Origin of the sequence: Methyloprofundus sp. (genome assembly GCF_965251085.1) — a bacterium.
In the GTDB taxonomy this organism is placed as follows: domain Bacteria; phylum Pseudomonadota; class Gammaproteobacteria; order Methylococcales; family Methylomonadaceae; genus Methyloprofundus.
On the sequence record NZ_OZ252594.1, the window covers coordinates 1,591,364 to 1,618,055 of the forward strand.

At 41.6% G+C, this 26,692-nt stretch carries 27 protein-coding genes and 4 pseudogenes; 7 read left to right on the forward strand and 24 right to left on the reverse strand.

The window, feature by feature from the left end; all coding sequences use genetic code 11:
• Positions 1-353: 353 nt before the first annotated feature.
• Together ACQY3F_RS07220 and ACQY3F_RS07225 are read left to right on the forward strand one after the other, a co-directional pair.
• Positions 354-3,968 carry a hydantoinase B/oxoprolinase family protein gene (locus tag ACQY3F_RS07220; RefSeq protein ID WP_428354211.1) on the forward strand — a complete coding sequence of 1,205 codons (3,615 nt, stop codon included), beginning with the start codon at positions 354-356 and terminating at the stop codon, positions 3,966-3,968.
• Positions 3,969-3,979: 11 nt separating this feature from the next.
• Positions 3,980-4,267, forward strand: coding sequence for a DUF3299 domain-containing protein (locus ACQY3F_RS07225; protein WP_428354212.1), 288 nt, complete (start codon positions 3,980-3,982; stop codon positions 4,265-4,267).
• Here ACQY3F_RS07225 and ACQY3F_RS07230 read toward each other — a convergent pair.
• The 5 genes from ACQY3F_RS07230 to ACQY3F_RS07250 all read right to left on the reverse strand — a co-directional run bounded on the left by ACQY3F_RS07230 (position 4,240) and on the right by ACQY3F_RS07250 (position 6,621).
• Entirely contained in the window at positions 4,240-5,247 is a 1,008-nt protein-coding gene (locus tag ACQY3F_RS07230) for a CobW family GTP-binding protein (protein WP_428354213.1), read from the reverse strand. The genes ACQY3F_RS07225 and ACQY3F_RS07230 overlap by 28 nt on opposite strands.
• Before the next feature lie 12 nt (positions 5,248-5,259).
• Positions 5,260-5,796, reverse strand: a complete 537-nt coding sequence (gene hisI, locus ACQY3F_RS07235) for a phosphoribosyl-AMP cyclohydrolase (protein WP_428354214.1) — start codon at positions 5,794-5,796, stop codon at positions 5,260-5,262.
• Complete coding sequence (locus ACQY3F_RS07240; RefSeq protein WP_428354215.1) at positions 5,723-6,127, reverse strand: MerC domain-containing protein; 405 nt, start codon at positions 6,125-6,127, stop codon at positions 5,723-5,725. The genes hisI and ACQY3F_RS07240 overlap by 74 nt, the downstream gene beginning before the upstream one ends.
• Positions 6,128-6,260: 133 nt before the next feature.
• Positions 6,261-6,479: a hypothetical protein gene (locus ACQY3F_RS07245; protein ID WP_428354216.1), complete on the reverse strand. Its 219-nt coding sequence runs from the start codon at positions 6,477-6,479 to the stop codon at positions 6,261-6,263.
• A gap of 13 nt (positions 6,480-6,492) precedes the next feature.
• On the reverse strand, positions 6,493-6,621 hold the full coding sequence (locus ACQY3F_RS07250; RefSeq protein WP_428354217.1) for a DUF1826 domain-containing protein: 129 nt from the start codon (positions 6,619-6,621) through the stop codon (positions 6,493-6,495).
• A 74-nt stretch (positions 6,622-6,695) separates the two neighbouring features.
• On the opposite strand from ACQY3F_RS07250, the gene tnpA (ACQY3F_RS07255) reads away from it, so the two are divergent.
• Positions 6,696-6,905 carry an IS66 family insertion sequence element accessory protein TnpA gene (gene tnpA / locus ACQY3F_RS07255; RefSeq protein ID WP_428354218.1) on the forward strand — a complete coding sequence of 70 codons (210 nt, stop codon included), beginning with the start codon at positions 6,696-6,698 and terminating at the stop codon, positions 6,903-6,905.
• Between the two features lie 31 nt (positions 6,906-6,936).
• On the opposite strand, the pseudogene ACQY3F_RS07260 reads toward tnpA (ACQY3F_RS07255), so the two are convergent.
• The 9 genes and pseudogenes from ACQY3F_RS07260 to ACQY3F_RS07300 form a co-directional block, all read right to left on the reverse strand.
• Positions 6,937-7,503: pseudogene (locus tag ACQY3F_RS07260) on the reverse strand (GTP-binding protein); the annotation flags it as partial.
• A 347-nt stretch (positions 7,504-7,850) separates the two neighbouring features.
• Positions 7,851-8,654: a hypothetical protein gene (locus ACQY3F_RS07265; protein ID WP_428354219.1), complete on the reverse strand. Its 804-nt coding sequence runs from the start codon at positions 8,652-8,654 to the stop codon at positions 7,851-7,853.
• 383 nt (positions 8,655-9,037) lie between these two features.
• A complete protein-coding gene (locus ACQY3F_RS07270; protein WP_428354220.1) occupies positions 9,038-10,405 on the reverse strand; it encodes a hypothetical protein in 1,368 nt (455 codons plus the stop codon).
• Between the two features lie 25 nt (positions 10,406-10,430).
• Positions 10,431-12,623, reverse strand: coding sequence for a TonB-dependent receptor (locus ACQY3F_RS07275; RefSeq protein ID WP_428354221.1), 2,193 nt, complete (start codon positions 12,621-12,623; stop codon positions 10,431-10,433).
• 114 nt (positions 12,624-12,737) lie between these two features.
• The gene (locus tag ACQY3F_RS07280) at positions 12,738-13,220 is read right to left on the reverse strand and encodes a transcriptional repressor (RefSeq protein ID WP_428354222.1); all 483 of its coding nucleotides are present in this window, start codon (positions 13,218-13,220) and stop codon (positions 12,738-12,740) included.
• 283 nt (positions 13,221-13,503) lie between these two features.
• On the reverse strand, positions 13,504-14,865 hold the full coding sequence (locus ACQY3F_RS07285) for an IS1380 family transposase (RefSeq protein WP_428352976.1): 1,362 nt from the start codon (positions 14,863-14,865) through the stop codon (positions 13,504-13,506).
• 446 nt (positions 14,866-15,311) lie between these two features.
• A pseudogene (locus tag ACQY3F_RS07290) lies at positions 15,312-15,626 on the reverse strand (Tn3 family transposase).
• Entirely contained in the window at positions 15,613-15,780 is a 168-nt protein-coding gene (locus tag ACQY3F_RS07295; RefSeq protein WP_428354223.1) for a Tn3 family transposase, read from the reverse strand. Before ACQY3F_RS07295 ends, ACQY3F_RS07290 begins: the two are co-directional and overlap by 14 nt.
• 5 nt (positions 15,781-15,785) lie before the next feature.
• Positions 15,786-16,076 (reverse strand): annotated as a pseudogene (locus ACQY3F_RS07300) (Tn3 family transposase); the annotation flags it as partial.
• Between the two features lie 398 nt (positions 16,077-16,474).
• Between ACQY3F_RS07300 and ACQY3F_RS07305 the strand changes: the two are divergent.
• Positions 16,475-16,830, forward strand: a pseudogene (locus ACQY3F_RS07305) (hydantoinase B/oxoprolinase family protein).
• Positions 16,831-17,201: 371 nt separating this feature from the next.
• Here the strand turns inward: ACQY3F_RS07305 and ACQY3F_RS07310 are convergent.
• Positions 17,202-17,657, reverse strand: a complete 456-nt coding sequence (locus tag ACQY3F_RS07310; protein ID WP_428354224.1) for a type II toxin-antitoxin system VapC family toxin — start codon at positions 17,655-17,657, stop codon at positions 17,202-17,204.
• Complete coding sequence (locus ACQY3F_RS07315; RefSeq protein ID WP_428354225.1) at positions 17,645-17,899, reverse strand: AbrB/MazE/SpoVT family DNA-binding domain-containing protein; 255 nt, start codon at positions 17,897-17,899, stop codon at positions 17,645-17,647. The genes ACQY3F_RS07310 and ACQY3F_RS07315 overlap by 13 nt, the downstream gene beginning before the upstream one ends.
• Before the next feature lie 85 nt (positions 17,900-17,984).
• Between ACQY3F_RS07315 and ACQY3F_RS07320 the strand changes: the two genes are divergently transcribed.
• Complete coding sequence (locus tag ACQY3F_RS07320) at positions 17,985-18,164, forward strand: hypothetical protein (protein WP_428354226.1); 180 nt, start codon at positions 17,985-17,987, stop codon at positions 18,162-18,164.
• Here ACQY3F_RS07320 and tnpC read toward each other — a convergent pair.
• From tnpC to ACQY3F_RS07350, 6 genes are all read right to left on the reverse strand, one after another.
• On the reverse strand, positions 18,147-19,781 hold the full coding sequence (tnpC, locus tag ACQY3F_RS07325; RefSeq protein WP_428354227.1) for an IS66 family transposase: 1,635 nt from the start codon (positions 19,779-19,781) through the stop codon (positions 18,147-18,149). The two genes, ACQY3F_RS07320 and tnpC, sit on opposite strands and share 18 nt — an antisense overlap.
• Positions 19,782-19,827: 46 nt before the next feature.
• The gene (tnpB, locus tag ACQY3F_RS07330) at positions 19,828-20,193 is read right to left on the reverse strand and encodes an IS66 family insertion sequence element accessory protein TnpB (protein ID WP_428353150.1); all 366 of its coding nucleotides are present in this window, start codon (positions 20,191-20,193) and stop codon (positions 19,828-19,830) included.
• On the reverse strand, positions 20,190-20,507 hold the full coding sequence (gene tnpA, locus ACQY3F_RS07335) for an IS66 family insertion sequence element accessory protein TnpA (protein ID WP_428352923.1): 318 nt from the start codon (positions 20,505-20,507) through the stop codon (positions 20,190-20,192). Before tnpA (ACQY3F_RS07335) ends, tnpB begins: the two co-directional genes overlap by 4 nt.
• A 155-nt stretch (positions 20,508-20,662) precedes the next feature.
• On the reverse strand, positions 20,663-20,965 hold the full coding sequence (locus ACQY3F_RS07340; protein WP_428354228.1) for a type II toxin-antitoxin system RelE/ParE family toxin: 303 nt from the start codon (positions 20,963-20,965) through the stop codon (positions 20,663-20,665).
• Between the two features lie 2 nt (positions 20,966-20,967).
• Positions 20,968-21,249 carry a CopG family ribbon-helix-helix protein gene (locus ACQY3F_RS07345; protein ID WP_428354229.1) on the reverse strand — a complete coding sequence of 94 codons (282 nt, stop codon included), beginning with the start codon at positions 21,247-21,249 and terminating at the stop codon, positions 20,968-20,970.
• A 243-nt stretch (positions 21,250-21,492) separates the two neighbouring features.
• Complete coding sequence (locus ACQY3F_RS07350; RefSeq protein WP_428354230.1) at positions 21,493-22,503, reverse strand: tryptophan--tRNA ligase; 1,011 nt, start codon at positions 22,501-22,503, stop codon at positions 21,493-21,495.
• 557 nt (positions 22,504-23,060) lie between these two features.
• Here ACQY3F_RS07350 and ACQY3F_RS07355 point away from each other — a divergent pair.
• Positions 23,061-23,360 carry a PilZ domain-containing protein gene (locus ACQY3F_RS07355; protein ID WP_428354231.1) on the forward strand — a complete coding sequence of 100 codons (300 nt, stop codon included), beginning with the start codon at positions 23,061-23,063 and terminating at the stop codon, positions 23,358-23,360.
• Between the two features lie 7 nt (positions 23,361-23,367).
• The gene (locus ACQY3F_RS07360; RefSeq protein ID WP_428354232.1) at positions 23,368-23,814 is read left to right on the forward strand and encodes a DUF1249 domain-containing protein; all 447 of its coding nucleotides are present in this window, start codon (positions 23,368-23,370) and stop codon (positions 23,812-23,814) included.
• Positions 23,815-24,161: 347 nt separating this feature from the next.
• On the opposite strand, the gene ACQY3F_RS07365 is transcribed toward ACQY3F_RS07360, so the two are convergent.
• Positions 24,162-24,437, reverse strand: coding sequence for an acylphosphatase (locus tag ACQY3F_RS07365; RefSeq protein ID WP_428354233.1), 276 nt, complete (start codon positions 24,435-24,437; stop codon positions 24,162-24,164).
• Positions 24,428-26,623 carry a bifunctional 23S rRNA (guanine(2069)-N(7))-methyltransferase RlmK/23S rRNA (guanine(2445)-N(2))-methyltransferase RlmL gene (rlmKL, locus tag ACQY3F_RS07370; protein ID WP_428354234.1) on the reverse strand — a complete coding sequence of 732 codons (2,196 nt, stop codon included), beginning with the start codon at positions 26,621-26,623 and terminating at the stop codon, positions 24,428-24,430. Before rlmKL ends, ACQY3F_RS07365 begins: the two co-directional genes overlap by 10 nt.
• Positions 26,624-26,692 lie beyond the last annotated feature (69 nt).

The following is a 26,692-nucleotide window of genomic DNA, read 5'->3' on the forward strand; positions in this document are numbered from 1 at the left end:
ACCGAAGTTAAGTCACTTTGATTAAAAGGTCATGGCACGTTGGCAGGGTGTTTATTGCCTTGGGCTCGGGGGATATCCATACGATACAAAAAATTTCCTCTATTTATGATTTAAATCTGGATATTTTGATCGGTTGGACAAAGAGGGCTGGCAAAGCGGCAGTAAAAACCTAATAACCACTTAGCTAGACAGGTTAATGAGAGTCAAAATATGGGCTTGCAGGATTTAGGTAGCATTAATAAGTCGACGGCACATAAGAAAAAGCTTACAGGACGTGGCTTTAGCCTGCTGCTATGGCATAATCATCTAGCTAATTTTGCGCCCTAATTATTTTATAAATATAGCTAACTATAATGAAAATTTCTGATCAACAGTGGCAATTCTGGATCGACCGAGGCGGTACTTTTACTGATATAGTCGCGCGTAGACCAGATGGTCAGTTAATCAGCCATAAGCTACTTTCGGAAAATCCGCAACACTATCAGGATGCAACACTGCAGGGTATAAATGAGTTGCTAGCTCAGGATGTTAAGCAGCCGTCTAAAAAAATTTCAACGATAAAAATGGGCACCACGGTGGGCACTAATGCCTTATTAGAGCGTCAGGGTGAACCCACTGTATTATTGATTACTCAGGGTTTTAAAGATTGCTTGCGCATTGCCTATCAGAATCGCCCTGATATTTTTGCCTTAAATATACAATTACCTGAATTGCTATATCAGGAGGTCATTGAAATTGAAGAACGGCTGAATGCGCAGGGTGAAGTATTAACCCCTTTAAATACACTGCATGCAGAACAACAACTACAGGCAGTCTATCAACATGGCCTGCGTAGCGTAGCTATCGTCTTAATGCATGCCTGGGCATACCCTGAGCATGAATTGCAATTGGCCGCATTAGCTAAGCAAATAGGTTTTACGCAAATCTCGGTTTCACATCAAGTCAGTCCCTTTATAAAAATTGTTAGCCGTGGCGATACGACTGTGGTGGATGCTTATTTATCACCCTTATTACGACGTTATGTAGAGCAAGTTAGCAATGGTTTACAGCAATATTCAGAGCACTCTAATGATGCAATTCAGCTGTTGTTTATGCAGTCAAATGGTGGTTTAACAGATGCAAACAGCTTTCAGGGCAAAGATAGTATTTTATCCGGACCTGCAGGTGGCATAGTCGGCGCTATTGCTACAGCAGAGCAGGCTGGCTTTAGTAAAATTATCGCCTTTGATATGGGTGGAACCTCAACCGATGTCGCGCATTATGCAGGTAAGCTAGAACGCAGTTTTGAAACTGAAGTTGCCGGGGTAAGAATGCGTGTGCCCATGATGAATATACATACCGTAGCTGCGGGTGGGGGATCTGTGTTATTTTTTGATGGCATGCGTTATCGGGTTGGGCCTGATTCTGCGGGTGCAAATCCAGGGCCTGCCAGTTATCGCAGGGGCGGGCCTTTAACAGTTACGGACGCCAACTTGTTGTTAGGTAAGTTACCGGTGTTTCCGGCCGTATTTGGCGAGAATGCAGATTTATCTCTAGATATCGATAGAGTAAAACAGCTGTTTGCTGAATTAGCAGAGCAGATCCAGCTTGCAACTGATGTGCAGAAGAGCCCACAGCAAGTAGCTGAAGGCTTTATAAGTATTGCCATTGAAAATATGGCTAATGCAATCAAGAAAATCTCGGTACAAAAAGGCTATAACGTCGCTGAATATACTTTATGCTGCTATGGCGCTGCAGGTGGGCAACATGCCTGTAAAGTAGCTGATAGACTTGGTATGCAACAGGTTATGTTGCATCCTTTTGCTGGTGTGTTATCGGCTTATGGCATGGGGCTAGCTGATTATAGATTATTAAAGGATAAAGCCTTAGAACAAGCCTGGGATGAAGTGAGTTACACTCAACTGGAAGACTTGTTTGCAGCATTGCGAGATCTAGGCAAGCAGGAAATGCTGGAGCAATCTCCTAAACTTCAATCGATAGAGTTTATCGCCTCTTTACACTTGCGTTACTTAGGAACAGATACAGCCTTAGTTGTAGCCTTTGCAGATAAACAATTGATGCAGTGCGCATTTGAACAGGCTTATCGAAAGCAGTTCGGTTTTGTGTATCAAGATAAACCACTGATTATTGAGTCGATCAGTCTGGAAGTCATCGCCAAAAACGAATCGCCTATACAAGTATCTTTATTAAATAATAGTCAGCAAGAACAAAACGCTAGTGCCTTTATGCACACCCGCATGTTTAGTAATAATGCGTATCATGCAACGCCCGTCTACCAACGCAATGAACTTGCAATAGGTCAGATCATTCAGGGTGCAGCTATCATTATCGAAGCGACCGCAACTACAATTATTGAACCAGACTGGCAAGCGCAGGTGAGTGTGCACGGTAACCTGATTTTAACGCGGTATTGTCCAATACAAGGGCAGGTTGCTATTGGGACTACGGTGGATCCGGTAATGCTGGAGATATTTAATAAATTATTTATGTCGATTGCCGAACAAATGGGCTTCGTGCTGCAAAATACGGCCTATTCGGTGAACATTAAAGAGCGCCTGGATTTTTCCTGTGCGCTGTTTAATGCGCAGGGCGAGCTTATTGCCAATGCCCCGCATATACCGGTGCATTTAGGGTCTATGGGAGAAAGCGTGCTGTCCTTATTGAATAACCAGGCAGTCAATATTCAGGCTGATGGGGTGTATTTAATTAATTCACCTTATCATGGTGGCACGCATTTGCCGGATATTACCGTGGTAACGCCTGTCTTCGAACAGCAGCAACTATTGTTTTTTGTCGCATCCAGGGGGCATCATGCTGATGTGGGCGGTATTAGCCCGGGCTCTATGCCGGCACATAGCCAAAGTATAGTTGAAGAAGGGGTTATCAGCGCGGGCATGCCTATCGTTATCAATGGTGAGTTTCAGGAACAACTGATTCGCGAGTGGTTATCTTCAAGCAGCCACCCAGCACGTAATATAGAGCAAAATATCGCTGATTTGCAGGCGCAAATTGCAGCAAATAATAAAGGCCGTCAAGAACTAGAGCAAATGGTTGCACATTACTCACTGGTAACCGTTTTGAGTTATATGCAGCATGTGCAAAATAATGCGGCAGAATCGGTACGCCAAATACTGGGAACTTTAAGTAATGGGTGTTTTACAAATGTTATGGACAACGGCGCTAAGATCGTGGTGTCCATTGCGATTAATCAACAACAAAGAAGCGCAACCATTAACTTTACCGGTACCAGCGCACAATTAAAGAGTAACTTTAATGCACCCGCTGCAGTGTGCAAGGCTGCGGTTTTATATGTATTTCGTACCTTAGTTAAAGATGACATCCCACTCAATGCAGGTTGTCTGCAACCTTTGAATATCATAATTCCAGAAAATTCCATGTTAAACCCTCAGTATCCGGCAGCCGTTGTCGCAGGTAATGTTGAAACTTCACAATATATTGTTGATTGTCTATATGGCGCTTTAGGTATACTCGCCAGCTCGCAGGGAACGATGAATAACCTCACCTTTGGCAATCAGGAATATCAATATTATGAAACGATTTGTGGTGGCGCAGGGGCAGGCGAGAATTTTGATGGTTGTGATGCCGTGCATACACATATGACCAATTCGAGAATTACTGATCCTGAAGTGTTAGAGTGGCGCTTTCCGGTAATCCTGGAAGAATTTTCAATTCGCGCAAATAGTGGTGGGCCAGGTAGGTATAAAGGAGGGAATGGCGTTGTCCGGAAAATTAAATTTTTAAAGCCAATGACTGTTAGCCTGTTATCCAGTCACCGATTAAAACCTGGCTTTGGATTACAAGGGGGTATGGGCGGGAGTACAGGGGAAAACACTGTACTTCGATTTGAAGGGGAGGTAGTAGCATTAGCAGGTTGTGCGGAAGTTAACATGCAGCCAGGCGATAGTTTGATTGTTAAAACACCCGGTGGTGGCGGGTTTGGAAATTAAACATAATAATTGTGCCTTTGGAATTTAATGATGAACGATCCGTGACTCAGTTTTTCCTGGTTCCCTATTTTGACGCCTGTATTCATGTGCTTCCACCGCCGTCCAATCAAATCATTTTTGTCAGTTATCCAAATGGACTGAAGCTTGATTCATTGTATGATCCGTTCTGGATTTCAGACATTTTGAAAACCTCTGTTGTCAAGAATGAAACAGCAACAGCCTCCTACGCCATGCAGATGCAGTCTTATGAAATTTATACGGAAGAGTGTTGTCAACTGACGATACAGCCCATTAATTGATCTTCCAATGAGTCATCCAGAGATTCAGATATGATTTCAATCCGGCTTTCCATGCACTCGTCCAGCACGAATTCGGTTAAGGCGTCAGCGGTCAGATTGTAGGCAAACACTCCCTTGTCGGTGATAAATACCGCTTTCATTCTTTCAGCGTTGATGCCGTTTAACAAATCGAACAGCTTTTTGTGTTCAAACACATGCCTGGGGGAAAAGCGCCAGCCTATGCTTTGAAAGCCTTCGCCTTGGTTGTGCGCTTTAATATAACCAGAGTCCGGGAAAGGCTGTTCGGATATTAGGGGTTTTTGCTGCGTTGCATGATGGTGATGAGCATCTGCAATAGCTGCAACAGCCGCTGTGGCGCCTTCTAATTCTGTAGGTGATATTTGCCCGTTCTGGGTAAAAATCACCCGGCTTTTAGGGGGTGCATATAGCGCAAAATATTCTTCAAGCATAGGCTTGTCAATATCCCGGTACAAGTCCGTTTTATTACCGATCACAATATCTGCAATGGCAATCTGCTGTTTAAAGGTTTCATGTGTTGTATAACGTGGGTCGGACAGTTTGCGTGCATCGACCAAAGTCAGAATTTTTTGTAAAGACAATACCTCCCGGTAGTGTTCGGCAGACAGAACCTGCAAAACTTCTTCGGGATGACCCAGCCCCGTCGGTTCAATCAGCAAGCGATCCGGTTTTGCCCGGGTCAACAATTCGTTTAAGGCAATTTGCATCGGTAAACCAGCGGCACAACACATGCAACCGCCCGGTACTTCACGAATAAAGACGCCTTCCTCATTTGCGTGTTGCCCCTCAAACAAACTACCATCCACGCCAATCTCGCCAAATTCATTGACCAGCACCGCCCAGCGCTGGTCAGACGGTTTGTTATTAAGTAAATGTAAAATGGCAGTGGTTTTCCCGACACCTAAAAAACCGGTGATAATATTGGTGGGAACCGCGTTAATGTTTTTTGATTTAGTCTTCATTGTTGATGTTTATTATTTATGGGTATTTTTTTCATCAGGATAAGGGACTTTTTTAGCCTGAGTCTTGATGGAAATTTGTTGTTTTTCGACATCGACCTTGAGATAAAAACAATCCGCACGACCTGTATGACAGGCGGCGCCAGTCTGGTCGACCTGACAGAGTATCGCGTCACCATCACAATCGAAAGACATCGAGACAAGGGCTTGAACGTGCCCACTTGTTTCACCTTTTTTCCATAATCGCTCTCGGCTTCGAGACCAATAGGTCATGCGTTGAGTCGATATCGTCAGGAGAAGCGCTTGTTTATTCATCCAGGCTAACATAAGCACTGTTTTGCTAGCGGCATCCTGGGTGATAACTGGAATCAACCCTGCCTCGTTATAGGCAAGTTTGTCGATGATCTTATTGAGTTCAAGCGGTGGGTCACTAGGTGCCTTTTGCTCAAGACTTTTAAAATAATCACGCAGCATTGGCTTAGTGATGATCCGGGCAAGCGCAATCCAGCTGTCGGCAGAGGCGAAAATTCCAAAAATGTCCTGCCGCAACAAAACTGGCGCCTATTACCGTCAAGATTTTTTCTCCAGATTCCCCGATGATTTCTTCACCTAACATCACAGCCAGAACAAGCAGCGCGAGCCCCGTGCCTCCCACAATAAGTAAACGGAAGTGTTTATGCCGTTCACATCCCATGCTTAAGGCGTAGATGCTAGTCGGTATGACAGCCAATAGCATCCAGTAATGAAACGCTTCGTTATCAAGTTGCAAAGCCGCCATGCTTGGCAGTAACGCCAACATGACTGGCACAGCCAGACAATGAACCGCGCATAGCAATGATAAACTGATCGATAATTTATCCGTGATTTTCTGTGTTGTTTCCACTTTTGTGACCTCTTATCCCCTTAAATTTATTATTCTGTTTTCAGCGTCCAGTGTTTTACCACCTTGTTGTTTTCAGTGATCCATAGGGCATGAACTTGATGAATGCCTGGAAATACATCAAACTGGGCAACAGTTATTGAAGACAAGGTTGCCAGGCTTTCATAGCGATAGTCTGAGCTAGCCCAGTCAGTTTATTAATGACGACACCATCCTGCACTACCATCTGGCCATTTTTAAACAGCAGGGCGGCATCGGCAATAATAATGCCGTCCTGAATGAACAGGTTGCCAATGTCGCCATGACAATTCAGGTCTGGATCGTATATCGAACCGTTTTCAAGTTTGATTAGCATAGATTGTTAGGCCTTAATTCATAAAATCCAGAGTTAACAGCAATCGCCTTTCACCTTCGTTTATAGCAGGTGAGCGGTGAACCAGCCCGGCATTTTCATTGCCCTCCCAACGTTCGCCTTTCAATAGTGCGTAAGCGCTCAATAGTCAGCGTACTTCACGGCAACTCAGATTAATGCCAAACTATCCCCATTGTTAAATACCACGGGGAATTTTAAATGGCAGCGTTAGAAAAAATACAGGCAAAGACTTTCTGGCCTATTCACATAGAGCACTGGCAGGCATCAGGCCAATCACAGGTAGCTTATTGTCGACAGCATGATTTATGTCCGCAATTGAACAGTCCAGTGCCCAGTACCGCATCAATATCCACATGCCCCTGTGTAATCGGCAGGATTTGTGCATCATATTCAGCGTTTTCAATATAGCGGTCAAGCGTTCGATGTCGGCAGAACTAACCAGATCGGCTTTGCTGATCAGGATGACATCTGCAAATTCCACCTGATCGACCAGTAAATCCGAGACACTACGCTCATCGTCTTCACCTAGTGATTCACCGCTTTCCTGTAGGGAGTGTGCGGCTTCGTAATCGTTTAAAAAATTAACAGCATCGACAACAGTGACCATGGTGTCCAGCGTTGCAATATCGGATAAAGACACGCCATTTTCATCTGTAAAAGTGAAGGTTTCTGCAACCGGAAGTGGCTCTGATATGCCCGTTGATTCAATAAGCAAATAATCAAAGCGACCGTCTTTTGTCAGTTTGCTGACTTCGAGTAACAGGTCCTCACGTAAAGTACAGCAAATACAGCCATTGCTCATTTCTACTAATTTTTCTTCACTGCGATTGAGTGATATTTCACTTTGCACAATCGAGGCATCAATATTGATTTCGCTCATGTCATTGACAATGACTGCGACTTTTTTGTTTTGTCTGTTATTCAGGATATGACTGAGTACAGTGGTTTTTCCAGCACCCAGAAACCCTGAAAGTACGGTAACGGGTAGTCCTTTTGTTTTTTCCATAGAAAATCTCGCAACATAAGTGCATGAGCGTGGCAGGCGCGTCTTCGAGCATAAGTCTAAGAGACTGGCGTGCCACACATCATAATTAAATAGTTATTGATCAGTGTGGCCCTTTTATTCACTATAAAAGGGCTTGATACATATACTTCGCGCGGCCACGACTGCGGATTTCTAACAGCTGAGTTTTTGCCGATAGCTGTGTTTCTGAAACAGTTGCGTAGCCGGCTATGCGCCTGTTTCAGCGCCTTGCTTTTGACAAAAATCAGCGCGTTATAAATTCCGCATCCGTAACCGCGCGAAGTATAGTTTGAGCTCTGTTTTTTTGTGCAAAGTTCAAGAAATAACAGTTATTGTTCGTGAGCATGTTCGTCATCATCCTCAACTTCATGAGCTTCACTTAATTGAAACAGGAAATTGCCCTGATCATTTAATTGGATTGTGTAGTGTTTACCGAATGCTTCAACTTCCGGAATGGATAAAATACCGGTTATATCGTCATATTCTGCACCTTCATGTGCGCCTTCATGTGCGTCTTCCAAGGCTTCAACCGCATGTTCAAATTCTGCTTCAGCTAATCCTTGATTAAAAACAATCACCACAGGTTTTGCAGCATAAGAAACCGATAGTTCACTGTTGGCTGCAGATTCAAATAGTTTGAGTTCTATCCGGTAAGCACCTTGGCTGCCACTTAGAGTATTGCTGGCATCTTGTAGAGAAAAATCGATATGGGTATGTAACCCGCCGTCGGCTTCAAATTCACCAATCACGGCTAAATTGTTGGAAATGTCATGTCCATCAATACGAATAGTTTGATCCAGCGCATCCACTATATTGATGTGTTCACCATTAGGCATTGAAGTCGTCCATTCGTCACCGTCCCAGAATTGTAAGGGGGCAACAGCCTGGAATTGCAACCAATTATCTGGATTAAAGGCGCCTTTTTCAATGTTGACATCTATTCCGGGGTCATCCGTTGCAAAAGGGCCGCCGCCCAAATCGCCTAGGTCAACTTCGAATAATTGACTGTTGAGAAAAATTTCGGCACCTTGACGCCAAGGTTGCAAATCGCCTGCATGTAAATGGTCGTCTGCAGCAAAAGCAGGAAAGCTGAATGCTACCAACAAAGATGGAATGATCGCTTTTTTTAACATAGTGTTTTTTCCTTAATAATTAAGTAAATGTTCTATTTTTTTAATGGCTTCCAAACGGAAGTTAAAATCGCCAATATTTCGCAAAGTGACACGGTGATATTGGTTGTTTACTGATAACACAGGTATTTCAAGTAAACCTTTACTGGCTTTATAATGCGTAGGAAAGGTAGGGCAACTCGCAACAAATAACCCGCCCCCATCTTGCTAGTCTTTTTGTCCGTCTTCAGTGTTGTAGAAATAGCTACGTAGCTGGCTATGTGCCTATTTCTACGCCCCCGTATCCAGTACGGGGCAGGCTTTGAAGACAAACAAAAATCCTGCGCAATATAGGTGGTTTTTTTATTGCGTGTTACCTAGGGTAGTTCGATAGTGTTTTCTCCTTATTAATTAAGTAAATGGTCTATTTTTTTAATGGTTTCCAAACGGAAGTTAAAATCGCCAATATTTCGCAAAGTGACACGGTAATATTGCTTGTCTACCGATAACACAGGTATTTCAAGTAAGCCGTTACTGGCTTTATAATACGCTGGAAAGGCATAGGGTAGTTCGGCCGGAACAGCCGATTGCAGAGTGAAAATATTATCTTCTGATTGCTGTAATATAGTCCGGTATTGCTGGCTATCGATCCGAACGTCATTTAATATCAATTGCTTCTCGGTACTCTCAAATACGGCAACTTTTTGGATGAGTTCAGCTTGTACGGCACTGGGTATTTGACACAACCTTAAACTACATAAGCTTTTTGCTAAATGGGAATCCTGACGCGTAATCAGGCCATCATTGTCGACATCAAACATCACATTTTCGGCTTGCACAGCATCTTGATTTTGTGCAGCCAATAAAATTAAAGCCACATCGAGTCGGTCCACATCGCCATCCAAATCAACATCCCCTAGAATGGAAAGAGGAAAAACCGGATTTTCTGGCACAGAGCCGGGTTGACCATTACCATTTGTCTGATCAATTAAGCTCAATAGCGCGTTTGAAAATTGATTGTCATCCAAACCGGCATTAAACAGTATTAAAAAGGGTTCACTGGATATAGGGCGGGCATTCGAGAATGCTTGAATTTCAATGAGATAAGCACCGGCTGGACCGCCTAAATCGCCCTGCTGATTTTCCAGAAAAAAACTCAAATGGGTGTGTAAAATACCTGACTCACTGGTGATGTCGATGACCATTTCTTTACTTCCTGAAACACCTTGAGCGGAAAAAAGGGTGTTACTTTCTGTACTAAAATTATCCGCATTAAAACAAAGCAATTGTCCTGCGCAGGCATTGTAATCCGTTGATAGCCCTGCGCTGGCCTCTAAGCCACCATAAACAGCAATACGAACATCCGGCGGAGCCTGAACCCAAGTAGATATAGCGGGATCCCAATAGCGTAAATGGCCTAAAGCACGATAACTGATTAATTCATTGGGCAATAAAGCACTTTGAATGGATTGAAAACCTGGGTTTTTGGTTTTAAATTGTCCACCTGACAAATCCTGAAAATCGGTCAGAAAAATAAATTTACCGGTGGCTGCTTCAACCGGTAAAACATTGGCTGGTAAAGAAAAATGTTCAAGCAAGCCATCTGTGTCGCAACCCACTACGCCAGGGGTTCGGCAATAGCCAGCAAATAAGGTGTCGTCTTCCCCCCAGATTTCAACATCCAGATGGATGGCTGCAGCAATAGAGGGAAAAATGAACATCACGGTAAAGCAAAAATACCGGGTGATTTTGATAATTAAAGTGTTTTTTATCATGTTTAATTTAAAATAATCATTCAGGTTAGTAACTGGCTCGAAAACCAAAGACAAAGCTTTGTCCCGGTTCCGGCGCATAATTTCTTAGAAAAGACACGGAATTGCGTATTTCTTCGTTCAATAAATTGTTGGCTTTGGCAAACAACCATAATTCAATTTTTTCAGTGATATCCAGGTGGTAATCAACACTGGCACTTAACAAGTTATAGCCAGACGTTTCTGATTCAAATGCGCCACTATGGTCTTGTGCTTCGCTGCGTGAATAACGTAAGTTTGCATTCCAGATGTGTTGACCGAGACCTAGTTCTGCGCCATAACGCAGAGGAGGAATGCGCGGCACATCATCCGTTTTGAAACGCGCGCGGACATAATCGGAAAACAGCGTGAGTGATAGATTGGCGTAGGATGATTCATAAAGTGGCATACTCACTTCTGCTTCATAACCAAAAAACTCAGCATTTTGTTGATTATAGGCATATATCGGAACACATCCTGCTTCACTGACACAGCGTTGACGAATCACTTCATTATCGATTTCGTAGAAAACCCCGGTGTTTTGTTGATAAATATAATCGTCTATCCGGTTATAAAATCCGTTTAATTTGAAAGACAGCCCATCGGATTGCCAATCCACGCCTAAATCAATGCGTTTCATGGTTTCGTTTTCTAAAGCGACATTGCCAATATCAAAGGTTCGGGTTGATAAATGGGGACCAAATGATAACAGTTCCTGAATATCCGGTGAGCGCTGTCCATAGTTGAATGACAAGTTGACATTGGCTTCTGGTATGAAATTCCAACGTATGGAAAACGCGCCAGATACAGCGTCATAGCTTAGTTTATCGGGCAATGAAACCGGTGGCAATGCGCTGCCTCGTAAACGCAGCGTTGTGGCATTGGGATCGATGTATGTTTGTTCATAACGGACACCACCGGTGATGACCCAGTCTTTCCAAGAGTAATTTTGAGTGGTGAAGATTCCCCAGGACTGTTTTTGCGTTTCCGGCACAAAGGTTTCAATACCCAACGCAGAAAAATCCTGGTCGACCCATTGCACGCCAGTACTGCCCGTAAAACCTTCACCAAAATGATGATCTATTTCAAATCGACCTTCACCGGTATCATTACTCACTAATGTAAACAGTGATCCACCTTCGTTTTCTGTATGCTGATAATCAACGTAAGCGTATTGAAACCGTATGTTATCAATACCTTCCACAGGATCGTACCACTCGCCTTTAAAGTCATAACGTATGTTTTGCATGGCGATACGGATATTCGGAAACAACGCTTGTGATCCAAGAATATCCTCAAATCCTTTTATGTCATCCAGTTGCGGCAGAATGAACTCCAGTCCATCCAGATGATTAGGATCTAAGCCGTGACTGCCCTTAGGAATACCGTATTGGTTTTCGGTGTAACTGACCGACATACCGGCCATCGCTTGCTCACCTAACCAGGAAGCACCGCCAAAGCCGCCGTAACTTTTGCTATCGCTATTAGGGATAGTGCCTTCAGCATTATTGAAATCAGTTAAATCAAATTGTTGGGTAATAAAGTCGGTGTCAATCGCTAGGCCAGGAATTTGTGTATCGTTGCGATGCCGATGAAAACCACCCATGGTCAATCCTAACCAGTCTTTTTCCAGATTGACTCTAAAGGCAGAATTCGTACCTTCTCCATTGGTATCATAGCGGCTTTCAAGCCAACCACTTAGGAGCTGATCCATGCGTTGTTCAGGAATGCGATAGTCTTTGACTTCAACAATTCCGCCAATGGCATTGCCGCCATAACGAATGCTTTCTGATCCAAGTGAAATGCGAATGCTTTCCGCAAAAATCGGTTCTATGGCTACCGCATGATCAGGACTCAAGCTGGAAGCATCATGACTACCCAAACCGTTTTGTAATATGCGTATACGTGATCCGGTTAAACCACGAATAACAGGAACGCCCACACCTTGGCCAAATGAAGCGTTGCTGACCCCTAACTCCGTTTCCAATAATTTACCTAAGGTATCACTTTGTTTTAATCGTAAAGAATCCCCCTGCAATAAGTTTGTCTGAGAAGATTGCGGGTCGCTGATGGGGGCGCTAAGGATTTCCATTGCTTCCAAATCTATTGGCTGCGCAAAAGACTTTGAGACAATTCCAAACATGCCTAACAAGACCATATACCGAGTTATATTGATTAAGTTAATAAAAAATGAAGCTTTCATTTTAGGGTCAGTTTGGATTCAAAATATGAACCCTGAGCGGGTAGTGATGAGCAATATTTACTCGTAACCAAGGCATGTTGTATCCTAACGTCCATTACAAATTTTCTTTCCTTGTTACGAAACACAATTGACACAAATCCCCTGAATTTCAATGGTTTTTATATGAGAGATAAAACTCGATTGTTGTAGTTCAGTGGTAACCGTCTTACTCATATTGCTTCCAGTCTGCTCCTCAACTTCATGACATTGGGTACAAATTAAAAGCACACATTCATAGTTGCAGTGTCCTTGGTTACAGGCAATGAATGCATTGAGACTTTCTACTTTATGAATAAAACCTTCCTTCAATAGAAAGTCCAATGCACGATAAACGGTCGCAGGTTTTGCATTTTTAAAATCGGATTTAATGTCTTCCAACAAATCATAGGCTTTAACTGCATGATGACTTTGACACATTAATTGAAGAATTTGTTTTCGAATGGCTGTCAATCGAACTCCCTGTTTTTTACAATGATTTTCAGCGGATTGTAAAGCCGATTTGCACGCACAATCATGATCAACTACATGATCGGAAGGTGGGTTATCTGTCTTATTCATTGGAATCATATTGTTAAATTAATGTTTTGTTATAACATAACATTATAACCTAAATCCTGCAAGCCCATATTTTGACTCTCATTAACCTGTCTAGCTAAGTGGTTATTAGGTTTTTACTGCCGCTTTGCCAGCCCTCTTTGTCCAACCGATCAAAATATCCAGATTTAAATCATAAATAGAGGAAATTTTTTGTATCGTATGGATATCCCCCGAGCCCAAGGCAATAAACACCCTGCCAACGTGCCATGACCTTTTAATCAAAGTGACTTAACTTCGGTTAATGTTAAGCGAGTAACCCCACCTTAACCCAATCATCCCATTCCTGTGGATAGAGCGGACCTGCAGGTGTTCTGACTCTCAGCTGATTATTGCCTGTGAGTAATTTTCCAGCCACCCGAATCAGATAAGTACGAAGTGTATCCGGCTCCCATTGGCACAACGTTTTGTTGCCACTCAATTGAGCCATCCAGCGCACGGTATTGTAGGCAAGAACGGCGCAATGAAATAATGCGGCATTAGCCAGAAATTGATTCGTTCTGATTTTACCTAAACCCATTTGTGATTTTGCTTCTTCAATCCATGTTTCGCACGTCGCTCGTTCACCATACTTCTTATGTGTTTGCCAAGGCGATAGAGGTTCAGTTGTTACATAACAAAAATAGTCATATTCTGCCGTATCCCAAAGCTCGGACTGAGGTCCTGTCACTTGTTTAGGTTGCTTTATCCTGACCGCGACAAACTGACGAGAGCGAGACCAGCCACCACAACGATATTGAAACTCGCTCTGCTCCCAACCGGGTCGGCCTTGTATGGCTGTCCAGGCCTGTTTGGCCAGCAATGCGTTCAAATTCTTAAGTTTAACCTTTATTAGATACCCATGCCCTCTGGTATCGAGAAATTCAAGCAAATCACCGACAAAATAACCACTGTCACCGCGAAAAATAATGCGCATCCGATTGGGCAAGTGTGCAAGTAACTGTTTGGTAAATTCTACAACACCATTGCTTGTAAAGGCATTGCCTGTCCGGAACCAGGCTTGTAAAATTTCTTTTGTTTCCGCTAGAAAAGCGAGTTGTGGATGGTATGAACGGGCACCTTTCTTTTTGGGGTTGAAGCCTTTGGCACTTCCTTCTTGTCGACCACAAACGGTGTCCACAGTTGAATCGACATCGACCCACTGGACGGATTGTATGCCAGTTTTCGATTTTCCGGAACGAAGCAATCGCCGCCAGTGTTGACCACGCAAAGTATGCGTGAGCGTTTCAAACTGGCTTATCTGCCTATCACTTACTTCTTTAAAGATCCGTAAAATTGTGGTTTCAACAGGAATCTTTATCCAGCCAGCTACTTTGCGCAGTACGCTATCTGCCCATACGGTCGTCACCTTTGCCATTGATGTTGCTCCCCCCATCATGCCAACCAACGTCAATAGAACCACATCAGATAAGTGATGGTCTGCATTTTCACCCCGCCGATGTGGAACGCTTTGTTTTACGGTTTTTTCAAAACCTATCCTGTCTAAATATTTCACGACGGGAATCAGTCCCGCCTGGCTTGTCAATCCATGTGCTGTAGATGTCATTTTTACCGTTCGGGTACGGTTTCTTACGTGAGATGAGGATTTTGATACTTTAGAGGGCTTCATTAAAACAATGAGATAGTGAAATCAGGAAAATGATATTATATCATTGTTTAATAAGGAGTTTTGTGGATTATTATGTATAATGCTTGCAGGATTTAGGTATAATTGAAATTTAACAAATGTTGTAAATGGGGTTTGAAGTCCAACGTTACGAAAAGTCCCGCTAGCTTCTAGGTCTTTTGTGCATAAATTCGATATTTTTCGCTTAACGCACTGTAAACCTTACAATACGCACTCTACAGAGGTACTACGTTTTTACGAAGCTTAGCTCCACTTCTCCTCCGTAATTTACGGCTGCAAAAAATCGCCTTAAATTTTGATATATTATGCTTCTAAATGAATTTTTCTAGCTAGGCTGAGAAATCATGCTGTTTTCAGAGTCAGCAAAGGAATAAAATGCTGAAAAATTGATATGAAACCAAGCTACAGGCGATATTCGCTTTAACCCTCTAGATTTGCCGAACGCCCTTCGTGCCATTGAATTCTTTTAGTTCTGAGAGAATTTGAGCGTTATAGTGAATAACACAATTTGCAATCAAACGCGCGCACTCATTCCAGAGTGTTAACTCTGCATGATGACTACCCCTGAATTTCTTACCGTAAGTTTCAGCTAATACACGCCTTAACTGGTGTAATGATTAGCCTCGATTGAGAGCGCGTTGAACATGCCAATGAAGTGTTTCACTATCAATATAATCCAGTATGTATAGCGCTTTTATTGCTCTGTCATATTCCGCCAAAGCCTTAAGGCTAGAGGTATTCATGATGGGTTCTAATATGCACGGTGTTCGATTTATACCGGCACAACTTCTTGATTAATACACTTTGACTGGTTTTGTGCTGCCCTAGTGAAATCATCAATCGACAAATATCCTCCCATTCCCTTGTAATTAGCTCCCAATCAATCGGAATCCTCAAAGAGATCAGCTACTCGACATCTTTAGATTTCTCGACCTGAAACATTTTCTCAAAATGATCTTTGAAGGTTTTGTATAGTGGCGCAAATTGATAACTAAAAAGTGGAGTATGGCAAAATTATATCTATTTGCCCCATGGGTATCTCTCGACAAAATATCAGGTTTAACTTCAGAAGTGTTGTTATAGAGTAAATCAAAAATGTGATGTCTTTCGTGGCCATCTGCACTAATGGTTTTGCTATTTTCCGGTATGTGGATGAGCACTAATGTCACAGCTGATACTTCTTTTTCTTGGCCGAAGTATTTTGGCTAATACCTCGCAATTAATGAACTAAAACGACATTCAAACTTCTGCCCATTAATACTACCGTGCTAACCGCGCTCATCTATTTGGTAGTACTCGAATATTGGTAAAAAGGCTGTCTTGTTTGAAATTAAGTCGTTTGTAGCTCTCAAAATCTCTAGGCGCAAGTAACTAGCCAGTGTGGCTCGTAAATCATTGAATGAACGATCAGAAATGTTAGTTATTTGTATAAACCGAAATTAGTGTTGATTGTCTATATGGCGCTTTAGGTATACTCGCCAGCTCGCAGGGAACCATGAATAATCTCACCTTTGGCAATCAGGAATATCAGTATTGTTAAACGATTTTTGGAGGCACAGGAGCAGGCGAGAATTTTGATGGTTGTGATGCCGTGCATACACATATGATCAATTCGATAATCACTGATCCTGAAGTGTTAGAGTGACGTTTTCCGGTAGTCCTGGAAGAATTTTCAATTCGCGCAAATAGTAGTGGGCCAGGTAGATATAAAGGAGGGAATGGCGTTATCCGAAAAATTAGCTTTTTAAAGCCGATAACTGTTAGCCTGTTATCCAGTCACCGTATAAAACCAGGCTTTGGATTTGCGGGAGTACAGGGGAAAACACTGTACTTCGATTCGAGAGGGAGATAGTGGAATTAGCAGGTTGTGCGGAAGTTAACATGCAGCCAGGCGATAGTTTGATTGTTAAAACACCCGGTGGTGGAGGGTATGGAAAACAAACATAATAATGTAGAATTATCTATATTTTAATTATCCTAGAAAATCAGTTGAGCGCGAATTTATAATGCAAGATATTGAATTAATTAAATATCCACGTTCTAAGAACGTGGTTTTATGGCACCCTAGAAGGGTGTTTTTAGCATCGTTGGTGTTCAAAAAATCGGGTGGAGTGAATAGCTTCAGTGCGGAAAAATCTAAGGCTTTTGTAACTACTCAGCGTATCTGAGTAGTTACAAATTATTATAGAAAGGAATAGAGGGAATTATTAAGTACTGAAAAAACGGGATACATTATTTGTACAAAAAAATCAGATGTTATTATTAGTGGTTAAAATTTTAGTTTTTATGTCCTAAAGAGTGTCGTCACATTAACATTATTATTTTAACAAATCTTTTATTAAAATAACTTCCATATCATCAGTTGAGCGAATACCTTTATCATTGGTAATAAAAAACTGACAACCGGATTTTATGGCTGTTGCATAATGTAGAGCATCTGCAAACTTCATTTTATATTTGGCACGAATTTGAGAAGATAGATCAAATGTATCTGCATTATGTGATGCTATTGAAAGAAAATTATCTGCAAAAAAGAATGCTTTAAAAGTAGATATGAGTGAAAGGTTATTGAGCTGATAAGGTTTAACAAGAGCTTCTGCAACGGTTAAGTCACCGGTAAAAGCAAAAAATTTTCCTTGTTCAACGGCTTCTAAAATGTCGGCAGAAATAGGAAAAAATTCTGTATTTTGATCAAGAAAGTAGATAAACAAGTTTGTATCAATATACACAGATTGCCCTGCAATTTTATCAATGTGTTGCTTTATTTTTCCCATGACTCTCTTTCATTAGTAATAAAATGATCAATATCTTCAGCTGTTTTCCCCCACATTCCTTTTGCTATACCAGCATAAGAAAGAATAGATTTTTTATTTTCTAAGCGTTTAACTGGCGTTAAGGTTACGATTCCATTAATAAGATTAACATTCACTTTATCTTCAGTGTGTATTTTCCAGGCATGTAAGATTTCAGAGGGTATTGTAATTTGTCCTTTGGGGCGAATTTTTACCATAGGCATATGAGTTGTCTCCATAAGTAGGAAGTAAGAAAAATAAAACTATTTCCTACTAAGTATATTATTTTTTACTAATAAGTCAAAAATAATGAAAGAAAAATCCCAAAATTTGGGAATAAATAATATTTATTCTACTGAAAAATTAGAACTTTTTAGAAAACTGGAAGATGATGTTGAAAATGGAATTTATACTCCTATTTCAAAAGAAAGGTTAGATGAACGTAAGCGCTCAACGAAGCACGTACTTGCCCTATTCAGGCGTATCTGATTTTTTAATATTCCAGGGCAACAAAGCCTCCACTTTATCAACCGTATCAGCATAAGGTAAAGCAGTGAGAACCTGCTTAAGATATGCATAAGGCTCCAGCCCATTTGCTTTAGCTGTTTCTATCAGGCTGTAATGTATTGCACTGGCACGAGCACCCGCAGGGGTATCAGAAAATAACCAGGCTTTGCGCCCTATCACAAACGGGCGAATCGCATTTTCTGCCAGGATGTTGCTAATATTGAGTTCACCATGGGTGCAATACACATTGAGTTTTTCCCACTGGTTACTCAGGTAAGTCATTGCCTTTCCTGTCAGGCTATCTTTAGGTACTTTATGCTGGTTTTCTTCCAGATAGGCTTTGAGCTGGCTCAATACAGGAATGCTCTTCTCCTGGCGCTGCTGATATTTTTCATCCACTGACAGGTCTTTAATTTCTCGCTCAATGACATACAGTTTATTGATCAGGCTCAGCGCTTTACCTGCTTTTGAGGGTTTGTTATTTTGTCCCTTTTTGCGTTTAGGCTGTGCATTCTGGGCATCTTTAAAATAACGACGCGCATGATCCCAGCACCCCAGCTGGGTGATGCTGTTTTTTTGGCACACGGCATTGTACCCCGCATAGCCATCGGTTTGCAGATAGCCACTAAAGCCGTCAAGCAGGCGCATGGGGACGTCTCCACTACGAGAGGGATCGTATTCAAACAGGATGCTTTTTTCACCCGGTGGCCCGCCAAGCGTCACCCACATATATTTATCTGAGGTCGCTGGCCGCCCCGGTTCTTTTAATACCTGAACCCGCGTTTCATCAGCGAGTATGACTGCCCCTGTGTGTTGATGCTCTCGCATCAGGTTAATCAGGGGCTGAAGTTGTTTAGCCAGTGCGATCATCCAGTTTGCTAATGTCGCTCTGGAGATGTCACCCCCATAACGAGACAAGATGCCTTCTTGCCGATATAAAGGTAAGCCGTCAGCATACTTGGCGATAATAACAAAGCACATTAAACTGATGCTTCCCATTGCTCTGGCAATAGGGTGTCTGGGCATTTGTGCGGCTTTAACCTGGCGTTGTTTTTCGCCTTCAATCTGTTTGATAAAGACCGCTTTTTCCTGCATGTATTCAAGAACACGTACTTTAGCAGGAATAATATCCAGCTCTTCTTTCACTTTAGTAAAGAAAGTATCAATAGCACCTTCTTTTTCTTCATCGGTTAAATAAATAAAAATTTGCTCGCGAGGTAACTTATCTGAGAAGGGTTTGCGTCCCGGCTTTTTCTTGGTGCCAGTAGAACTTGTTTGTTTTTCGTCCTCAGGTGCTTCATCAGCCTCCAGGTCTAGCTCCTCATCGCTATCCGCTTCATTCTCTGCTTCATCAAACAAAGAGGATTGATGAGATTGTTCACTGGATGATCCAAAGCGTTTTATTTTAGATAAGCGTAGTACCTCTTCCAGAATAAGGATGCGTTTTTTCTGTTCGGAAATCACCCCAGACTTAACTTCAATCACACGCGTCAGTTCATCAATAGCCTGTTTTTTTTCAAGCAACAAAGCAACACTCTCCGACAGCAAAGAACCGGCTTTATCTTGTTGTTTTATATTTGAAATATCGGCTAAAATCATGGCTTTATTATAGCATTTATAGTGGCAATAATGAACACAAAAACAGCTAAAAAACAGACTCATATTGAAGTTTTTTATGACCTTTCATCGCGCTAATATCAAAGCCATCCAGCAGCCAGTTTAACGGCTGGCCTGTTAAGGTTAATGTCTCTTCCTCACCCTTAGGCCACTTAAATGTTTCTTCTACCAATGACTTGTAATAAAGGACAAAACCATTATCTTCCCAAAACAGGCATTTAATCTTATTCCGCCGTTTATTCGTAAAGGCATAGAGAGCCCCCTCAAAAGGATTATGCCCTAACTCACATTCAACAATCGCCGATAAGCCCCGATGTGACTTACGAAAATCAATGGGCTGCCGATACAGATACACTTCTGTCAAAGACAGAGAGGGACGCATAACAACCGTCATCGCAACAGCTCAAGCAGTGGTTGAATACACGGCATAGTATCCTGCGTAATACCTTCCAACCGAATACCATCATTAAATTGCAAAGATAATCCTGGGACTGGCGCAGATGAACGATCCCCGTCAACCCGAATACGTGTAAACCCTGTAGGGGAAGTAGTCGGCTTTACAGTCGATTTACGTTTCCAGTAGCCTAACTTTTGCGGACATAAATCATGCTGTCGACAATAAGCTACCTGTGATTGGCCTGATGCCTGCCAGTGCTCTATGTGAATAGGCCAGAAAGTCTTTGCCTGTATTTTTTCTAACGCTGCCATTTAAAATTCCCCGTGGTATTTAACAATGGGGATAGTTTGGCATTAATCTGAGTTGCCGTGAAGTACGCTGACTATTGAGCGCTTACAGATGAACAAAAACAGCTTTTTAAAAAGATAGCAGTTAATACGATTGAGAAGAAAACTCATTTAATTTACTAGCAATTGATTTCCCATTTACTAGGTTTGTTTTGTGATTCATGGAAAACACGAAGAACTTGTATTTCATCATTGATTACCTGGTAGACCAAAGTATAAAAAGTGGTAGGTATATGCCACTCTAAAATATTACTGTCTTTTTCAGATAAATGACCTAGATAGGGTTGTTCTAAAAATATCTTTGCAGATTTAACAATTTTTTGAAGTATTTTTGCTGATACTTCTTTACTGGCTATATCTGAATAATAAGCCTCAATACTTCTTAAATCATATTGAGCTTTTTCAAGCCAAACTAATTTCATAGTCAAGAGTTAGGAAATATATCAGCCTTGGGAGGTTCTAATTCATTTTTAGTTCCAATAGAATCAACCCATGCCTCCATTGATTCATGTGAAATAAAAACACCTTTATCAGCTTCTTTTACAGCATCAGCAATGGCTTTAATTTTCCATTCATTTCTCTCTACATATTCAGTAATAGCTTTAGCTGCTATTTGAGATTGAGAACGATGAGTAATACTACTAATTTCTTTTAAACTATTTTTTAGTTCTTCAGGCAAACGCATAGAAAATTGAGTCATAGCCATAGTATTCATACCTTGTTAATTAAAATGTAATGTATTCACTTACATTGTAAGTACTTTTCAGTTTAAGTCAAAAAAAAACAGGTGAAAGCCTGTTTTGTGTGTTCACATTTACTGTTGATAATTCATATTATCAACAGTAAATTGTTTGCAAAATCATGAATCATCATCTTTCTTAATATTTTTGCTCTAAGAAGAAAAAGGAGTTACACCATAATAAAGCAGTGTTGGAGTCTGAAATCGCTATTATATGATTTTTTGAATACCAACTGCTTTACGTAGTTCCAGTAAAAAAGGCGCGCTAATCGCACGGGCTTTTACAGCGCCTTCCTGTAGTTGCTGCTCTATATGGGCGGGTTCTTGTATTAATGCGTCATAGCGTTCTCTTGCTGGAATAATTTCTGCATTAATCTTTTCAAACAAAACCTTCTTCATTTCTCCCCAGGCAATACCCTCTGCATATTGTAGACGAATATCTGCAACTTCCTGCTCACTGGCAAAGGCCTGATAGGTACTGAATAATGTGCAACCTGTAGGGTCCTTTGGCTCACCTGGCTCTAAGGAGTTGGTTTTAATTTTATTTATCAGTTTCTTCAGTTTCTTTTCCGGGACAAATAGCGGAATTGTATTATTATAACTTTTACTCATTTTTCGCCCATCCAGGCCGGATAGAATAGAGGCATTATCATCGATAATTGCTTCAGGCATAGCAAAATGTTCGCCATAGATATGGTTAAAGCGTGAGGCTATATCTCGTGCCATTTCTATATGCTGTATCTGGTCTTTTCCTACTGGAACTTTATGTGCATTAAAAATTAGAATATCTGCAGCCATCAGAATAGGGTAGCTGAATAAGCCCATGTTAATACCCTTATCCGGATCCGTATTTGCAGTTGATTCATTTTCAGCTACCACGCCTTTATAGGCATGAGCACGGTTCATTAAGCCTTTTGCTGTAACACAAGTCAGCATCCAGGTGAGTTCCATAATTTCGGGAACATCTGATTGACGATAAAATGTCGCATTTTTTGTATCCAGGCCCAAAGCTAGCCAGGTTGCCGCAATTTCCAGGCTGGACTGGCGTACTTTTGCAGGTTCACTACATTTGATCAAGGCGTGGTAATCAGCTAAAAAATAAAAGGGCCTGGCATTTGCATCTTTACTAGCCTCAATTGCTGGACGAATAGCACCGACATAATTACCTAAGTGGGGTGTTCCTGTTGTGGTGATGCCGGTCAATATGGTCGATTTAGTCATTTTTGGTATTAAGTAATGATGTGAAATAGCTATTTTTAGAGTGATCTGAGCCTGTTAAAAAAAGGCTATAGTCGATTTTGTTTGATGCTGACTATTTTACGATATTCTTACCGCAAAGAAACCCGGTAATGTATATAATGACAGTTTAATTTTCAGTAAGGAGCGAGGATTTAATAATATCCGCAAATATGACGCAGGGTTTTGGCATCATAGGCGTGCTAGGAAAACAGGCGCAGTGAGGCTACGCAACTGCTTTTCTAGTGCGACTGTGGAGTCAAAAGAAACGTCATTCCTGCGTAGGCAGGAACAAGTCAAACTCGGGTATTATTGAATTCTCGCTCCTTTAGTAGGGCACTTGGAAATAAATAAGCGTCCAATATTTGGGCAGGATTTTTGTTTGTCATTAGTGCTGTAGCAGAAGGCGCATAGCTAGCTACGTAACTATTGCTACAGTGCTAATGACGGACAAAAAGACCAGCAAAGTTGGATGATGTGTGTTTCCAGGTGCCTAGTTATACGTAGGGTCTTGGCAATGCGTTTACAATGTTGGAGTAACCATGCTAAATCAAGAAGAATCCAGGCAATTTAATCGTATGGATGTATTCTGTGCTATCGATTATAAATTTCCTGATGCAGAAGAGTCTTATGTAGGGGAATGTTTAAATATTAGCGGATCCGGAATATTGTTTAGAGGAAAGCATAGGCTGGAAAGGGGCATGGCTTTAGAGCTGGCTATTGCAACTAGAAATGATTTAACAACTCCCTTAAGAGCCTATGTAGAAGTGATCAGTAGTAAGGAAGTCGAGTCAGAGCAATATGAAGTTGCGACTGAAATAAAAGGTATTAGGGAATATTAATCAGACTATGGCCAAGGTTTCTCCGCTCAATAAGTCTTTTTGTTTGCAGAATATTTGCGAATCAAATTTTAATAAACTGTTTTCTCTGATACCTAATCTTAGGGGCATAGATGAATCTGCGCAGGGCTATGCTGATGACAAGCCTAGGTTACATTTGCAAATTCTTGAACAGTCACCGTATACCAAAACCATTCAATTGAGTTATTACTTTGAGAACAGTGCGGCTGAAGTTGTACTGGAACCTGCCGTTAAAATTCGTATCTATTTCGATGTTTGTACGGCAGAGGTCTTACGTGATTATAAACGTGTTGAGGTCACTAAAGCTATTGCTGATATAGGCCTTAGTTCAGATATTATGGATTATAAATGGCGCCTGAATTACTTTTTAGTAAAATGGTTAGATCATTGTCTTAAAGCCGATTACAGTTTTGTCAGCGATACTATAACAGCATAGCTTTAACCTAGAAAAATCAGTTGCTCACGTTTTCTAGCACAAGCTCTAGATTCTACTGCACTTGCAAAAATGTCCGCTTAACCTATGGGTGAAGCTAAAATCTTTCCTGATTACGTATGACTCTCAGCCATAGTAAAATAAACGTGAATAATCAGCATGTTAACAAACTCGTCATTCTCGAAGTCTTTTATCGGGAATCTATGCTTAACCAACTAGATTCCCGCTAGAAGCATGCAGGAATGACGAATTATAGCTGAGAGTTATGGGTAATCAGGAAATTTTTTGAAAGTGATATATTAATTCCATTTCTTGCACTATAAATTCGCATTCAACTGATTTTTCTAGGTTTATTCAATGTCAAAGCCAGTATGCTCTACTGAACCCGTGTAAGGTTCAACTATTACTTCAGCCACTTTTGCTGTTATGGGACCTTTATGACACCACTGGATAAATTCCTGCATGGCCAACTGTTCCCCAGCGGCAATAATTTCAACATTTCCCGCTGGCGTATTTTTAACGAAGCCGTTTATAGCTAAGCGCTGGGCTTTTTTCCGTGTAGAGGCCCTGAAGAATACGCCTTGCACGCGACCTTTAACCGTTAGTTTGTAGCATTCTAGAGGCATTTAATTTCCCAGCAATAATGAATTCTAGGTGTACGGGAAAAATCTTCGGGTATGCTTTGGGCGCTGATATCATTTATTTCGAGCTGTTCTAGCGCTACCGTATCAAGCTTGAAGCGACGAAAATTAGTAGAAAAATAAAGTATACCGTCAGTGCTCAATAATTTTGTTGCATTGGTTATTAGCTCAACATGATTATCCTGAATGCTGAAATTATTTTCCATGCGCTTGGAATTGGAAAACGTAGGCGGATCCAGAAAGATTAAATCATAGCGCTGTTCAGGCCTGGTTTTGCTTGCCTCGTCTTTAAGCCATTCAGTACAGTCGGCACGAATAAAACGATTATTAGCAGCGTTATTATTTAATGCCATATTGCGCTGTGCCCAGTCTAGATAAGTCTTAGACATATCCACGGTCGTTGTTGATATGGCACCGCCGATGGCAGCATGCACTGATGCCGTACCCGTGTAAGCGAAAAGGTTTAGGAAATGTTTATTTTTTGCCTGCTGCTGAATTTTTAGTCTCATAGGGCGGTGATCCAGAAAAAGCCCAGTATCTAGATAGTCTTCGAAGTTAACATATAATAATGCGCCATGCTCTTGGATTTTTTCAAAAGTACCCTGACTAGCCAGCTTTTCATATTGATCTAACCCTTTTTGCTTGCTCCGGGTTTTTAAATAAATTTGTTCTTTAGGTAGCGCATAGATTCTGGCGATTTCATTCACGGCACTACTTAAACGTAGCATGGCTTTTTCTTGTGAAATTGTTTTGGGGGCTTGATATTCCTGTACGTTAAGCCAAGTCTTATCGCCTTGATAAACATCAATAGCGATTGCGTATTCAGGTAAATCAGCATCATAAACCCGATAGCAGTGTATATCCTGTCGCTTAACCCATTTGGCGATTTTCTTAATATTTTTTTGCAGGCGATTGGCAAACATTTCTGCGTTTGGATCTGCGCTAATAGGTTCTGCCTTAATATGTTCTATGCGTTCTTGCTCGGTTTTTGCTTTAGGAGTAAAGAAATTCTTTTCTTCTATAGCAAAGCGCAATAATTTACATTCTAAAGGCCCATTAAACAGCGTAATAGGCTTTTGTGAGCGTATACCTAAACGGAATCCCAGCTCAGGATCACTAATGATCATCGCTGCCTGCCAATGAGTAAACTGTGTTTTTAAGACTTCACCAAAGCTGCGATAGAGTTGTGCAGTTTCTGCGCTAGTACCTAAGCGTTCGCCATAGGGAGGGTTACAGACCACTATGCCCTGTTGCCAACTTTCAGCGGGGCTTGCTTCAGTAATATCTCGTCGCTCAACGTGGATCTGGTTTTGCAGACCTGCGTTTTCTATATGTAATAAGGCAGCATTGATTGCACGACGGCTTTGATCGAACCCGACAATTGTAGGCATGTTGGTTAATCCTGCCTCTTTGCGCTGTTGCGCTTCATCTAGCAAAGACTGCCAGAGTGCTGCATCATGCTTCTTCCAATGCATAAAGCCAAAATGCTTATGCTGTAGGCCCGGTGCATAATCTGCCGCTATCATTGCCGCTTCTAGTAGCAAAGTCCCCGAACCACACATTGGATCAATTAGGCTACCACCCTGGCGTGCTATATCCAGCCATTGACTACGATACAAAATCGCTGCCGCAAGGTTTTCTTTAATAGGCGCTGTAATACTAATATCACGATAACCCCGACGATGCAGGCTTTCTCCTGACAGGTCTAAACTGAGCGTAGCCTGTTCATTATGTAAATACACATTAATGCGTATATTGGGCTGTGTGGTATTAATGTCAGGGCGCTTATTAAATTTCTTACGCATCTGGTCAACGACTGCATCTTTGACTTTAATCGCGCCAAAATGTGTGTTATTTATAGCTTTGGAGCCTTTCGCATTAAATGAGACAGCAAAGCTATCATCGGGTCCCATATGCTCAAACCAGTTTATTTTATAAATTCCGTCATATAAATCTTCCTGGCTAGTGACCGTGAAATTGCTTAGGGTTAATAGCACGCGATTGGCAATACGCGACCAAAGACAAACTCGATATGCACTTTCCAGGGACCCTTCAAAATAAGCACCAGCCATAGCGGCCTTAACATTTTTAGCACCCAGCTGCTTTAATTCAGTGACCAGGATATCTTCCATGGCTTTAGGTGTGGTGGCAAAAAAATTAAAGTCAGTCATTGGGTATATTCTGTAGGAAAGTAGGGGGGTTAGATATCTTACTGATAAGGAGTGGAATAGCTTTTTTTG